We start from the raw sequence: 13,017 nt of genomic DNA, 5'->3' as shown, positions 1-13,017 counted from the left end.
ATTAACGACATATGCATGGGAACAAAACCCTGGCCCGGGCTCCACCGGCGATGCCGAACCCGACGCCCTGGGCGGTCAATAATATATCCACTCGAAGCGGGAGTGACGGTCCGCCCAGTCCACCAGGCGGGAGATGAGGCGGTGCCGCCACTTCCAGGGAATCCTTCCCGAGGTGAACAGCAGGTCCAGCCAGCGCGCGGCCACCTCCCCGGGCAGCCCGGCCTCGAAGAGGCGGGAATAGAGCTCCGCCAGGGGGTAGAATTTCTCCTTGGCGTAGGCGTAGGCCGGGTCGCGGAAGGCGGGGACGTCCAGGGCGCTGCGCCCGTCGAAGATGGTGTCCACGTGCCTGCCGGTGAGGTAGCCCCGCTCCCGGCAGTACTCGTAGAGGCGGGTGTTGGGATAGGGATGGTAGGTGGACACCTGCAGGCAGTTGGGGCGGGCCCGGGCGTTCAGCTTCACCGTGTCCAGGAGGGCCGGTAGGTCCTCGTCGGGCAGGCCGGTCATGTTGGTGGACACGGTCTTGATGCCGTATTCCCGGCACAGGCGGAAGGCCCTAACGATGTCCCGGTCGGACATGTGCCTCCCCAGCACCCTGCGCCGCAGCTCCTCGTTCCCGCTCTCGATGCCCATGCAGATCACCGAGCATCCGGCCTCGGCGAAGGACTTCACCGTCTCCTCGTCCAGCACGTTGACCCGGGAATTGCAGATAAAGGGGAGGTTCACCTCCCGCCGGTAGCGGGAGGTGAGCTCCCGGAACCACTCGCGGTCCAGGGTGAGGATGTCGTCGTCGAAGCGTATGTATCGCAGGCGCCCCTCCACGTCCGCTTCCAGGATCTGTCTGATCTCCCGCATCACGTTGTCCACGCTCCGGAAGCGGACGTACCTGCGCTTGTTGGGGTAGATGCTCCGCTGGGCGTGGTTGGAACAGTAGGTGCAGGAATAGGGACAGCCCCGGGAGGCCATGAGGGTCCCCCGCTCGTGCTGCTGGGGACAGAAGTCGGCGGGGTCGAAGATATCCCGGTCCGGGAAGGGCAGGGTGTCCAGGTCCTCCACCAGCGGCCGCACCGGGTTCCGGCGCACCTCCCCGTCAACGCGGATCCACAGGGACCGGATACCTGTGGGATCCCTCCCCTCCTCCAGGGCCGCGCACAGCTCGGCCAGCGCCTCCTCGCCCTCCCCCAGGCACACGGCGTCCAGGGGAGCCTCCCGCAGGGCCCCCTCCGGGTCCAGGGTGGGGTGGGCCCCCCCACATATGGCAAAAATATCCATGTCCTCCTTTATCCATCCCACCCACCGGCGCACGTGGGGGAACATGTGGGTGGTGCTGGAGAAGGCCAGGACGTCCGGGGCTTCCGCGCGCACCCGCTCCAGGAGCTCCTCCCTTCCCACCGGGCGTACCAGGTGGATGAGGGAGGTGCGGTGCCCCTCCCGCTTCAGGTAGGCGGAAAGGTAGCCTATGCCCAGGTAGATACGCCCCTCCGGGAGGTAACGCTCCTCGTCGTACTGGAAGAAATCGGGATACACGAAGGTTACCTTCAATCCCATGGCCTACCCCGCCTCCGGGTCTTCATCCTCCTCCGCCTTTCCGCAAGCCCAAGCCCGACTCCCACCGCCATCTCCTCTTCCCGGCCGCGGACCCTGCGGCCCGGCCGGCATCCAGGTTCACGTTCGGCGACTTCCTTCCCTGCCCGCGGGCCGCCGGGGGGGCGGTTTCCTTTCCCGATTCGCTCCAGGGCCGCCGCCCTCATGATATCACCATGAAAGCCATTCTCCCCATTATCGGTGTCCACGGCGCAACGCGACACAAAGCGGCGGTCATGCCGCACGCACTGTTTCCGATTCCGGGAAGGCGTACCGAGGAAGGCACGGACCCGGAACGCATCGGACTCCGCGAACCGCCTCCGCTTCGCGGTCCTCACAGGGGGTGGTCGGAGCGCCGGCAGTTCATGAGGAAGCGCCCCATCTTGTCCCCCAGGCGTGGGATGCGGGAAGTAACCGCCAGCAGGGGGTTGACGCAAGCCGGCCGGTTCCCGTAGCGGATGGCCATGGTCCCGTAATGGAAATATCTTCCATAATACCATCGCAGTATCCCAGGGTACAGGGCAAGGATCTCCGGGTCGCCCCGGTGCAGGGCCGCGGCCAGGGTCTCCGCCGCCCAGCGGCCGCTTTCCAAGGCGTAGGTGATCCCCTCCCCGCTGATGGGATTGGTCATGGAGGCCGCGTCGCCTGCCAAAAGGACGTTGGCCAGGCGGGGAAAGGCGCCCCCCAGGCCCACCCGCAGGAGCGCCCCGCGCGGCTTTCCCAGAGGCTCGGCGGAAGCCAGCTTCCGCGCCGCGTGCCTGGTATTCCGCAGAAAGGCCTTCCAGAGCCGGTTCAGGTTCAGGTCCCTGGTCTCACGAGCATAGAGCATGAAGCCCACCCCCACATTGGCCCTATCCCCGGAGACCGGGAAAATCCAGCCGCATCCCGGCGATATGGCGTCCTCAGGATAGATCTCCAGGAAGTCAGCCAGGTCCCGGACCCCGCGCATGTAACAGCGCACCGACACCCCCAGGTAAAGGGGGTCCTTCCGGAGGAGGCCCGCCTCCCTTCCCACCACAGAGGAAGGTCCGTCGGCTCCCAGAATGTACCCGGCCCTAAGCTCCAGCCGCTCGCCGTCCATCTCTGCCCGCACCCCCGGGATTCTCCCGCCGTCCGGGGCCAGGAGCCCGGTCACCCGGCATCCCTCGAGTACCTCCGCGCCCCTCTCCTTCGCCCGGCGCAGGAGGATAGCGTCCAGCTCGCGGCGAGGCACCACGTAGCCGTGGTCCGGGTAGCGGCTACCCATGGGGTAGCGGACCTCGGTCACCCCGTCCCGGGTGGCATAGAAGCGGATGCCGCGGGTGCGCTGGAACCTGCCCTCCAGCTCCTCCTCCACCCCCAAGACCTGCAGGGAGTGCACCGCGCGGGGGGCGATGCCGTCGCCGCATACCTTGTCGCGGGGAAAGCGGTCCTTGTCCACCACCAGGACGCGAAAGCCGCGCCCGGCAAGGAGCATGGCGGCCGTGGAACCAGCCGGGCCGGCGCCCACTACCAGCACGTCGTATTCTTCACCCATGGGGTCGATTATACCAGCAACCTCTTTCTCCAAGAGCGAGGCTGTACATGGAATTATTTGGTTGGACTATCGTGCCGGAGCTCCGGTCGATAAGCGTGGATGCGGGCCGGCAGCGAATGGTATTCGCACGATGAAAAGATCTATCGCCTCCCGTTGGGTGGGGCCAGGACCCGCTTCGGGCCGTGCTCAGGGCATCTTCCCCACCACGATCTTCACCGTGCTCCCCTCCTCCACCTCGGTGCCGGCGGCCGGGTCCTGGTCCACCACCTTACCCATGTGCACCGGGTCGATGACGTAGGAGACATTGGGCACCAGGCCCAGGCCGTTGAGCGTGCTCTCGGCCTCCTCCTTGGTCTTTCCCACCAGGTTGGGGACGGTGACCGTAGCCGGCCCGGTGCTCACCACGATGGTCACCGTGCTCCCCTCGGCCACCTTCTGGTTGGCCAGGGGGCTTTGCCTGATGACCCTCCCCTTTTCCACATCGGTGCTGGCCTCCTCGGTCACCGTTACCTGGAAACCGGCGTTCCTCAGGGTCCTCTCGGCGTCATCCTTGAGCATGCCCACCACGTTGGGCACGGCCACCTTCTTTATCTCCGCCCCCACCTCCAGGCGCACGTTGGTGCGGGGGCTGATGAGCCTTCCCGCTGGGGGATCCTGGGAGACGACCTTGCCCACTTTGTCCTCGTCATCCACTGGCTTGTTGACGATCTCGATGATCGTGACCCCCGCATCGCGCAGCTTCTCCTCGGCGGCCTCCCTGCTCATGCCGACAACGCCGGGCATCTTCATCTCCCGGGAGATGGTTACGTTCACCTTCTCTCCCTTGCGCAGCAGCGTGCCCCATTCCGGGTCCTGGGCCACCACCACTCCCACCTTCTCGGAGGGGTCCTCGATGTAATAATCTTCCACCTGGCCCAGCTTGAGCCCCAGTCCCTCCAGGGTCTGGCGGGCTTGCTCCTCGGTCATGCCCTGCAGGTTGGGGACCTCCACCTTGGCCCCCCTTCCGGTCAGCACCAGGGACAGCACCACGCCCAGGATGACCAGGAAGGCCGCCACGCCCGCCGCTATCCATCCCCAGGGAACTCCCCTCCGAGGCTCCGTGCCCGCGGCGGCGGCAGGTGCCGGGGTCCCGGGGAGGACCGGGGTGGCGGTCACCGGCATACCCTCGAGGAAGCGCAGCAGGTCTGCCTTCATCTCCTGGGCGGTCTGGTAGCGGTTGGCCGGGTTCTTGGCCATGGCCTTCATGACCACCGCCTCCAGGGCGGGCGGTATCTCGGGGTCGATAACCGAGGGGGGGATGGGGTCCTCGCGAACCTGTCGGTAGGCCACGGTGACCGGGTTGGGGTCGTCGAAGGGGACCCGCCCGGTGAGCATCTCGTAAAGGACCACGCCCAGGGAATAGATGTCCGAGCGCCCGTCAACCGGGCCTCCCTGCGCCTGTTCGGGGGAGATGTACTGGGGCGTACCCATCACCACCCCCGTCTGCGTGAAGCCGCTGCCGTTGCCCTCCCGGGCGATGCCGAAATCCATAACCTTTACCTGGCCGATGCTGGTGAGGAAGATGTTGTGGGGCTTTATGTCCCGGTGAACGAGGTTGTGCCGGTGGGCGAACTGCAGGGCGGCGCATACCTCGGCGGTTATCTCCGCCGCCCGCTCCGGCAGAATGCGCCCCTCGTTGCGCAGTACCTCCTTGAGGTCACGGCCCTCCACGTACTCCATGACGATGTAGTAGAGATCACCCTCGTTTCCCCAATCGTAGATGTTCACGATGTTGGGATGGTTGAGGTTAGCAGCCGCCTGGGCCTCGTGCCGGAACCTCTGGATGTAGGCCGGGTCCGCGGCGTACTGGGGATGCAGGACCTTGACCGCCACCTCCCTCTCGAGGAGCAGGTCGTCGGCGAGATAAACGTCGGCCATCCCCCCGCTCCCCAGCTTCTCCTTCAGGCGGTAGCGTTGGTTGAATATCCTTCCCAGCATAGGACCTCCCGGCTGTCGAAGTTTCCGCGGATTTCCGAATCCCGCCGCTCCCGAACCGCCGTGCCCTTTCACAAGCCTTCGATGCGGTGCACGTTTCTAAGAGATAATTTCCATCGCCCCGCCCCAAATCCCTCCATGGCGGGAGAATTCGGGGCTTTCGCGCTCTCCGGCTTCGCCAGGAGAACGCCACGCCTACGTCATCCGTGGCTAAATATTTTGACGGCGTAGTGCACCTGCAGTTCCCTCCCTCACTGCGCCTTGCGATTGACCACCAGGTTCACCGCGTCGCCGCTGGAAAGCTTGGAACCATAGGGGGGATCGGTTTCCACTACGCGGTTCTCGCTGTACCCGGCGACTTCCTTGTAGGCGATCTCCCCCACCCGAAAGCCGCGGCTCTCCAGCACCGCGCGCGCGTCCTCCAGGGACAAGCCCACCAGGTTGGGAACGGTCAGAGGACCCAGGCTCTGGAGGACCTTGATCACCGTCTTTTTTTTGACCATTTCGCCCGGCTTGGGATCCTGGGAGATGACGTAATCCGCCTTGACCCGAGCGTCATAGTCCTTTCCCACCACCAGGAGCCCGAGGTCCCTTTCCGCGGCCATCCTGGCTGCATCCTCCACGCTCGCGTTGACCAGGTTGGGGACCTCCACCTTGGTGCCCCCGATGAAGAGAGAGAGAAGCCAGAGAACCAGGAGTGCCGCGGCCACCGTCAGCAGGCCGCCGCCCACCCATACCTGCCAGCGGCGCAGCCGGGGCAGCGGGATGGGAAGGGGCGTGGTCGGGGCGGCGGTTTCCTCCTCCGCCCTTTCCTCCTCTGGTTCCTCCGGGGGCAGGGGAGCCATGGGGAGCTCCTCCCTCAGGGAGGAGACGACGTCCCTGAGGGCATCTTCGGCGGTGGCAAAACCCTTGCCCTCCGCGCTCTTGAGACACACTTCCACGAACCTTTGGAGGCGCGGGGGAATCTCCCGGTCCCATCTCAACTTTCCCTTCCGGGCGTCCTCCAGCGCCTCCTGTTTGCTCCTGCTGGTCACGGAGCGGTAGATGAGATATCCCAGGTCCCGTATATCCCGCTTTATGTTCAGGAAAACGGGGAAGGGGCTTTCGCCCGCCCCCATGACCACCGGGAAACCGGGATCGGAGATCTTGGCCTTGCGGCCGGGGAAGATGAAGATGTGCCTCTCGTCCAGCGAACCGTGTGCCACCCCCTGTTTCTCCAGGTAGGCCAGGGTCCTGGAGATCTCCAGGGCGAAATACAGGGCCCCGAGGGGCTTCATCCTCTTCCCCGTCTCCAGTATCTCGTGAAGGGTACGGACTTCCACCAGCTCCTCGACCACGAAGGGGCGGTCCTCCTCCAGGCCGTAGTCCAGTACCCTCACCAGGCCGGGATGCCGGAGCCGGGTTGCCCGGTGAGCGGCGGCGCGGAATTGGTCGCAGAACTCGCGGTCGGAAAGAAGGTGGGGGAGGGGAAGCTTCACCGCCACCTCCCTTTCCTCGAGGAGATCGTAACCTCGGAAGACCTCCACGGTCCTTCCCAGAGCGATCCTCTCGTCCAGGCGGTAGCGCTTCCGGAGCACCCTGCCCCTCCAATCCGGGTATTTCTCGCTCATGAGCCCTTGCCCTCCATGTCCCGGAGGCATTCGTCATTCTCCCCGGTGGAGCCGGTATGGTCCCTTCTCATTAGCGTTCCGGGGGCACCCCACGGGTATTGTAATCCAGGAAACGGCTTCCGGCATATCGGCCCTATCGCCGCCCATTTTGTCGACCATGTATTGCGGATTGCACGTCCCTCCCTACTTCAAGGCGGCCCTGATGACCTCCCGGGCGATGGGAGCGGCCACCGAACCGCCCGCGCCGCCGCTGTTCTCCACCACCACCGCCACCACCACGCTGGGATTCTCCGCCGGAGCAATTCCCAGGAACCAGGCATGGGGGAGCTTGCCCTCCACCTCCGCGGTGCCCGTCTTCCCAGCCACGGTAACTCCCGAGATGGCCGCCAACGTCCCGGTCCCCTTCTCCACCACCGAGATCATCATCCCCAGTACCTCCGCCGCCGTATCGGCGGAGATGGGGGTCCTCCAAACCGAGGCGTCGTAGCGCTCGAGGATGGCCTCCCCCTTCCGGACTTCCTTGAGCAGGTGGGGGGTCATGATTTTCCCGCCGTTAGCCACCGCGCAACCCACCAGGCAGAGCTGAAGCGGGGTGAGGAGAATCTCTCCCTGGCCCGCCCCCGACCAGGCCAACTGCACGGCGTCCATTCGGCCGGAGGGTGGTATGCGCGAGGCAGACACGCCGGGAAGGTCAAGGGGAGGCACGGAGTTCAAACCGAAGGCCTCCGCGTATTTTACCAGGGTGGAGGCTCCCATCTTTACCGCCAGCTGGGCGAAGTAGGTGTTCACGGAGTAGGTCAGTGCCGTCTCCATGTCGATGCTCCCGAAGCTGCGCGGCGGACTCCCATAATTGGTGACCCGTGAGCCGCCCACCTCCCATACTCCCGGGCAGTCGAAGGCCGTTGAGGCGGAAAATCCCGCCTCCAGCCCGGCCGAGGCGGTAACCACCTTAAAGACCGACCCCGGGGTGTAAAGGCCGGCCGCCGCCCGGTTGAGGAGGGGGCTGTTGGTATCCCGGCTGTAGTTTTGCATGGCCTTCTCCGCGAGCGGCGTCCCGTCGGCGTCCCCCTCCTGGGTGACCAGGGCCTGGGGTTCGTAGGTAGGCCAGGAGTACATGGCCAGGACGGCGCCCGTCTTGGGGTTCATCGCCACCACCGCTCCCTTGCGTGAACCCAGGGCCTTGGCCGCCGCGGACTGGACCCCCGCGTCCAGGGTCAGGTAAACGTCGTTCCCCTCCCGCACGTCCGAGGTCATCTCCTCTACCCAGGAGCGGGGCGGTTTTCTTCCCAGCAGCTGCTCGTTGTACGCTTCCTCCAGGCCGGACCTCCCGAACTGGGGACTGTCGTAGCCCAGAATATGCGAGAAGAGGGAGCCCTGGTGATACCGGCGGCGGTAGGCGAAGGGCCCCTGGGCGGGCTCGCTCTCCGCCAGGACCAGGCCGTCGGAGGTGATTATCCTCCCCCGGGCTATCCCGTATTCCTCCACCAGGCGCCTCGTATTGGCAGGATTTTCCATAAGGTCCTTCTGCCCCCAGACCTGGAGGTAGCTCAAATTCACCACCAGGACCAGGGTAAGGGCGATGAAGAAGACCCCCAGGCGCCTAATCCCCTTCTGCAAGCTCCCCACCTCCCTCGGAAACGCATAGCAGCAGCCCAAGGAGCAGGAAGTTGCTCACCAGGGAGCTCCCCCCGTAACTCACGAAGGGCAGGGTTATTCCGGTGAGGGGCATGAGCCTGGTGACGCCGGCCATGATGATGAAGGACTGCAACCCCAGGACGGCGGTCAGTCCAACCGCCAGGAGCTTGCCGAAATCGTCCGCGCAGCGCAGGGCCAGGTGAAGCCCCCGCCCACAGAGCACCAGGTAGAGCAGGGCCAGGGCCGCCGCCCCCAGCAGCCCCAGCTCCTCCCCGATCGCGGCGTAGATGAAATCGGTCTCCGCGAAGGGTATGAGCCCTGGACTTCCCCGGGCCAGCCCGGCCCCCGAAAGGCCTCCCTCGGCGAAGGCGAAGAGGGACTGGGCTATCTGGTAGCTCTCGTCGCCTATGGTCTCCGGGTTCAGGGGATCCATCCAGGTCTCCACCCGGGTCCGCACGTGCCCGAAGAGGAAAAAGGTGAGGGTGGCCCCGGCCAGGAAGAGAAGCAGGCCGGCAACCACGAAGGCCGCCCTCCCGGTGGCTACGTAGATGACCGCCAGGAAGATGCCGAAGAAGAGGAGGGAGGACCCCAGGTCGCGCTGGAAGATGAGCAGAAGGAGGGAGAGGGCCCACATGGTCAGGAGCGGTCCCAGGTCCCGTGGGCGGGGCAGGTGCACCCCGGCCACCACCCGGCCCGCCCCGGCGATGAGCTCCTTCCTCTCCGCCAGGTAAGCGGCGAAAAACACGGCCAGGAGGATCTTGGCCAGCTCCGAGGGCTGGAAGCGCAGGGGCCCCAGGATCAACCACAGCCTGGCCCCGTTGACCTCGCGACCGAAGAAGATCGTGGACAGGAGCAGCGCCAGTCCCAGGACGGCCAGGGTGTAGCGGTAATTCTTCAAGGACCGGTAATCGCGCAGCAGGGCCACCATAAGGAGCATGAGGGCCGCTCCCACCCCCAGCCAGATGAGCTGCAGGCGGGCCATGTGCGGGTTGAGGCGCAGGAGCATGATCAGGCCCACGCAAGTCAGGGCGGCGACCAGCGGGAGGAGCAGCGGGTCGGCCTGGGGGCGGAGGAAGCGCAAAACCAGGTGGGCCAGGAGGAAGACCGCCGTACAGACGAGGGGATAGACCAGGTGACCGGGGACCGGAGCACCGTCGCGGGTCAGGTCCAGGGAAACCCACCCCAGGAAGGGAAGGGGCAGGATAACGGCCAGGAGAAGCGCTTCCTTCCACCTCGGACTCAAACCCATCTCTCACCCTTCCTCGCTGCTCCGCTCGGAGCCCTTGCCTTTCGGCCTCACCTCGCCGTCATGTGCCGCCGGCATATGGTTCAACCTCCCCTCCCGAAGAGGCGCCGCCGCCACCGCGCCGCCGGGCTCTCCTTCCCCCGCTGCGGCCCCGCGTCCTCCGGGGTGAAGAGAGACCCGTCGCCCTCCTCCAGGTCCACGAGGACCACGGTCACGTTATCCTCACCGCCCCTTGCGTTGGCCTCCTCGATAAGCCTCCGGGCGCACTCCTCCGGGTCCTCTTCCTGGAGCAGGCGGGCCAACTCGTCGTCCTCCAACTGGGAGGTCAGGCCGTCCGTGCATAAAAGGATGCGATCACCGGGCCGCACGTCCACCCTGACCAGGTCCGCGGCCAGGTTCACCGACAATCCCAGGGCCCGCAATATCACGTTGCGCCTGGGATGCCGCCTGGCCTCGCGCGGGGTGAGAAAGCCCTCCCTGACCATCTTCTCTACCAGGGAATGGTCGCGGGTGAGGGGATTGAGGCCTCCCTCCCTGAGGAGGTAAGCGCGGCTGTCGCCCACGTGCCCCAGGTAGGCGCCGTTTTCCAGCAGCAGCACGGTAAAGGTGGTGCCCATCCCCCTGAGCTCCGGGTCACCCTCGGCCATCTTCAGGACGACGCGGTTGGCGGCCTGCAGGCAGCAACGCAGCCGCCGCAGGGGATCCGCGCCGCGGTTCTCCCTTTCGCAGCGCAGGAATTCCTCCACCGCCGCGAGGCTGGCCACTTCCCCCGCCCGATGGCCTCCCATGCCGTCGGCCACGACGAACAGGCGCCCGTCGGCGTGGAAAAAATCCTCGTTCCTGTCCCGCACTCTTCCCACATCGCTAAGGGCGGCGTAACGCATGGCGCCCTCCCTCGTTTCCCGGTCCGAAATCAGCAGGCCCGGCCGGCCTCCTTCACCATTCCGCGGGCGCGCCCGCCGGACGAGAATCAGGCCCTGAACTCCATCAGGGTGCGACCCACCTTTATCCGGTCGCCGACGCGCAGCTCGATGGGATAATTGATGCGCCTTCCGTTCACGTAGGTTCCGTTTGTGCTTCCCAGGTCCTCCACGTAGTAGCGGTCCTGCAAGGCGTAGATCCTGGCGTGAAGGTTGGAAGCGAACTCGTCCTCCAGGCAGACGGCGCACTCCGGGGATCGCCCTATCACCAGTTCTTCCTTTATTTCCCATTCCCTGCGTCCCCGCCGACCTTCCCCGCCCAGGAGGACCAAGGCGGCGCGGCGCCCTTTCCTGCGGGGCAGGGAGCGTTCCCGCGCCGGGAGCCTCGGGGCCACGGGGTTGAGTTCCCGGTAGATGACCCTGATCACCAGGACGAGGAAGAGGTAGAGCAGGGCCAGGAAAAGATACCTCAGCGAGATGTAGACTATTTCCGGCAAGGCCATCCCCTTCCCGAAAATACCTTCTTTCCTGCCGGGGCGGTCTTCCGCCCCACTTCCGGAGCGCGGGCCGTCACGTCCTCGCCGCCGCCGGCGATCAGCGAACCCAGCCCCTCATGGCGGTTCTATTCCAGGCTGAACTCCATCCTTACCCCGCCCATGGATATGACGTCCCCGTCCTCGAGCAGCCTCTCTTTTATCCGCCGTTCGCCGACCAGAGTGCCGTTGGTGCTTCCCAGGTCCCGCAGCACGTATCCCTGCGGACCCCTCTTGATCTCCGCGTGGAATCGCGAAACCCGTGGATCCGACAGGACGAGGTCGTTCTCCTCCGCCCTGCCGATGCGCAGGCGCGGCCTTTCCAGCCGGATGGTGGAACCGGCGTGCCCGCCGGAAAGTATCCTCAGCACGCCCGTACCCTTCTCGGGGCGGGGCGCAGCCGTAAATCCCGGCGCCGCCCTCCGTTCCTCCGGAGCCGCTCCCTCCTCGAAGGAGGCCTCCACCCGAAGTTCGCCCATCCCCAGGGCCTCGTCCCGCGCGAAGCTCAGGCGGGGCCTGGTGGCGAAATGATAGTCCCTGCGGTTGGCATAGTCGATGACCAGGCTCTCCATCTCCTTGCCCAGGGTCTCCAGTACCCCTTCCAGGTGATCGTAATCCACGGGGCCCAGGCGGACCAGGAAACGGTTGGGAGCCAGGGTTTCGTTCACCCCGAGCACCCTTTCCTCGTCCATCTCCCGGAGAACGCGGCGCGCTATCTCCAGGGGATGCACCCTTCCCTTGAAGATCCTGGTAAAAGGCTCCTCGAAGGCCCTTTCCAGGCTTTTCTCGAAGCGCCTCAGAAGACCCATCACTCCACGCCCTTCAGGAGATCCTCCACCTCCGCGGCGCGCAGGGGAAATCTCGCCGTTTCCACCGCGGCCAGGAGCAGCGACAGGGAGGCGAGGATGACGGCGCGCCAGAACCCACCCCCGAAGAGGTAGAGAAATATCCCCAGCACCGAGGACATGCTCGCCCCCACTCCCTGCAGCCCGAACACCCCCTCGGCGTAGGTCCAGGCCTTCTCGCCCCGTCCAACATATGGAAAAACTTTCCACAGCCGGCGGTAAAGGTAGAGGGTGAAAAAGGCCCAGGCGGCCAGCCCCGCCGCCGCCAGCCCCGCCGCCGCCAGGTTGAGGGTGAGCCGATTCACGTGGGCGCCTTCCGCCTTCCATGGGGAAAATTCCATGAACGCCATGAAGGCCAGGAGCACTACCGGGATGCCCCAGGCAATAAGGCACATCCTCGTGAAGACCCTTTTCTTCCCGTTTTCCATGGACCAATCACCGACCGTCGCCCAATTTCCCCGCGGCCAAGTGCATTATACCAGCCGTCCACAGCGGCTTAAAAACGAGCCGTGCACTGCCGATAAGTTATGCGGCGGAGTTAGCGGTGCCGCAAATTACCGTCTTCGGTGTTGCGGGGAACGCGCCCGGGCTGCGGCGCGAAAGGTCATCCCGCTGGGTGATAGAATTATTTTATAAGGTGGGACGTTAAGCCCTGGAGGTGGCGGCCATGGAATGTCCTTTCCACGCCGGAAGCGAGGCGATAACCTCTTGTGCGCAGTGCGACACGCCCATTTGCCCGCTCTGCGCCTCGGAGACCAACCAGGTACTGCTCTGCCTGAACTGCTATCGCTCCCGGGTCGAGGAGCTCAGCGTCGCCCTTAGCAGTACCCCGGTACGCCTGGCCAAGGAAAGGAAGAAGGAAAAAGCCAGGATGTTCTCCAAGCGCGTCAAAGCGGCTACCGCCGTCGAGGTACCTCCAGCCGAGGTGGAGGCCGCGGAGGTCGCCGCCGCCCCGGCGGAGGTTCCCCTGAGCAAGAAGGAGCTGGCCCGCCTGCGCAAGGAGGAGGCCAAGCGCCTGAAGATGGAGAAGAAGCTGGCCAGGCGGGCCAAGCGGGCCAAGGCGGAGGTCGAGGCGGAGGTCGAGGCGGAGGTCGAGGTGGAGGCCGCCGCCCCGGCGGAGGTTCCCCTGAGCAAGAAGGAGCTGGCCCGCCTGCGCA

At 65.6% G+C, this 13,017-nt stretch carries 11 protein-coding genes; 1 reads left to right on the top strand and 10 read right to left on the bottom strand.

The window, feature by feature from the left end; translation table 11 throughout:
* Window positions 1-75 precede the first annotated feature (75 nt).
* The 10 genes from QME84_09855 to QME84_09810 form a co-directional block, all read right to left on the bottom strand.
* Window positions 76-1,545 carry a radical SAM protein gene (locus QME84_09855; GenBank protein MDI6874568.1) on the bottom strand — a complete coding sequence of 490 codons (1,470 nt, stop codon included), beginning with the start codon at window positions 1,543-1,545 and terminating at the stop codon, window positions 76-78.
* Window positions 1,546-1,915: 370 nt separating this feature from the next.
* Window positions 1,916-3,097 carry a geranylgeranyl reductase family protein gene (locus tag QME84_09850; protein MDI6874567.1) on the bottom strand — a complete coding sequence of 394 codons (1,182 nt, stop codon included), beginning with the start codon at window positions 3,095-3,097 and terminating at the stop codon, window positions 1,916-1,918.
* Between the two features lie 186 nt (window positions 3,098-3,283).
* Window positions 3,284-5,074: a Stk1 family PASTA domain-containing Ser/Thr kinase gene (gene pknB / locus QME84_09845; protein MDI6874566.1), complete on the bottom strand. Its 1,791-nt coding sequence runs from the start codon at window positions 5,072-5,074 to the stop codon at window positions 3,284-3,286.
* A gap of 248 nt (window positions 5,075-5,322) precedes the next feature.
* Entirely contained in the window at window positions 5,323-6,681 is a 1,359-nt protein-coding gene (locus tag QME84_09840) for a PASTA domain-containing protein (protein MDI6874565.1), read from the bottom strand.
* 183 nt (window positions 6,682-6,864) lie between these two features.
* Window positions 6,865-8,298 (bottom strand): penicillin-binding transpeptidase domain-containing protein, encoded by a 1,434-nt coding sequence (locus tag QME84_09835; protein ID MDI6874564.1) that lies wholly within the window; start codon window positions 8,296-8,298, stop codon window positions 6,865-6,867.
* Window positions 8,282-9,565: an FtsW/RodA/SpoVE family cell cycle protein gene (locus QME84_09830; protein ID MDI6874563.1), complete on the bottom strand. Its 1,284-nt coding sequence runs from the start codon at window positions 9,563-9,565 to the stop codon at window positions 8,282-8,284. Before QME84_09830 ends, QME84_09835 begins: the two co-directional genes overlap by 17 nt.
* 80 nt (window positions 9,566-9,645) lie before the next feature.
* Window positions 9,646-10,446, bottom strand: a complete 801-nt coding sequence (locus tag QME84_09825) for a Stp1/IreP family PP2C-type Ser/Thr phosphatase (GenBank protein ID MDI6874562.1) — start codon at window positions 10,444-10,446, stop codon at window positions 9,646-9,648.
* Between the two features lie 86 nt (window positions 10,447-10,532).
* Window positions 10,533-10,979 carry an FHA domain-containing protein gene (locus tag QME84_09820; protein ID MDI6874561.1) on the bottom strand — a complete coding sequence of 149 codons (447 nt, stop codon included), beginning with the start codon at window positions 10,977-10,979 and terminating at the stop codon, window positions 10,533-10,535.
* A 125-nt stretch (window positions 10,980-11,104) separates the two neighbouring features.
* Window positions 11,105-11,824: a DUF3662 and FHA domain-containing protein gene (locus QME84_09815; protein ID MDI6874560.1), complete on the bottom strand. Its 720-nt coding sequence runs from the start codon at window positions 11,822-11,824 to the stop codon at window positions 11,105-11,107.
* Window positions 11,824-12,288 (bottom strand): hypothetical protein, encoded by a 465-nt coding sequence (locus QME84_09810; protein ID MDI6874559.1) that lies wholly within the window; start codon window positions 12,286-12,288, stop codon window positions 11,824-11,826. The genes QME84_09815 and QME84_09810 overlap by 1 nt, the downstream gene beginning before the upstream one ends.
* Window positions 12,289-12,527: 239 nt before the next feature.
* On the opposite strand from QME84_09810, the gene QME84_09805 reads away from it, so the two are divergent.
* A partial coding sequence (locus QME84_09805; GenBank protein MDI6874558.1) for a B-box zinc finger protein occupies window positions 12,528-13,017 on the top strand: 490 nt, incomplete at its 3' end.

Source organism: Actinomycetota bacterium (assembly GCA_030019255.1).
Lineage (GTDB): Bacteria > Actinomycetota > Geothermincolia > Geothermincolales > RBG-13-55-18 > Solincola_A.
This window is presented reverse-complemented; position numbering and strand designations above follow the sequence as displayed.

Coding starts and splice junctions, on each gene's coding strand:
- QME84_09830 (MDI6874563.1), bottom strand. CDS start 9,565: ATGGGTTTGAGTCCGAGGTGGAAGGAAGCGCTTCTCCTGGCCGTTATC.
- QME84_09840 (MDI6874565.1), bottom strand. CDS start 6,681: ATGAGCGAGAAATACCCGGATTGGAGGGGCAGGGTGCTCCGGAAGCGC.
- QME84_09810 (MDI6874559.1), bottom strand. CDS start 12,288: ATGGAAAACGGGAAGAAAAGGGTCTTCACGAGGATGTGCCTTATTGCC.
- QME84_09825 (MDI6874562.1), bottom strand. CDS start 10,446: ATGCGTTACGCCGCCCTTAGCGATGTGGGAAGAGTGCGGGACAGGAAC.
- QME84_09855 (MDI6874568.1), bottom strand. CDS start 1,545: ATGGGATTGAAGGTAACCTTCGTGTATCCCGATTTCTTCCAGTACGAC.
- pknB (MDI6874566.1), bottom strand. CDS start 5,074: ATGCTGGGAAGGATATTCAACCAACGCTACCGCCTGAAGGAGAAGCTG.
- QME84_09850 (MDI6874567.1), bottom strand. CDS start 3,097: ATGGGTGAAGAATACGACGTGCTGGTAGTGGGCGCCGGCCCGGCTGGT.
- QME84_09815 (MDI6874560.1), bottom strand. CDS start 11,824: ATGGGTCTTCTGAGGCGCTTCGAGAAAAGCCTGGAAAGGGCCTTCGAG.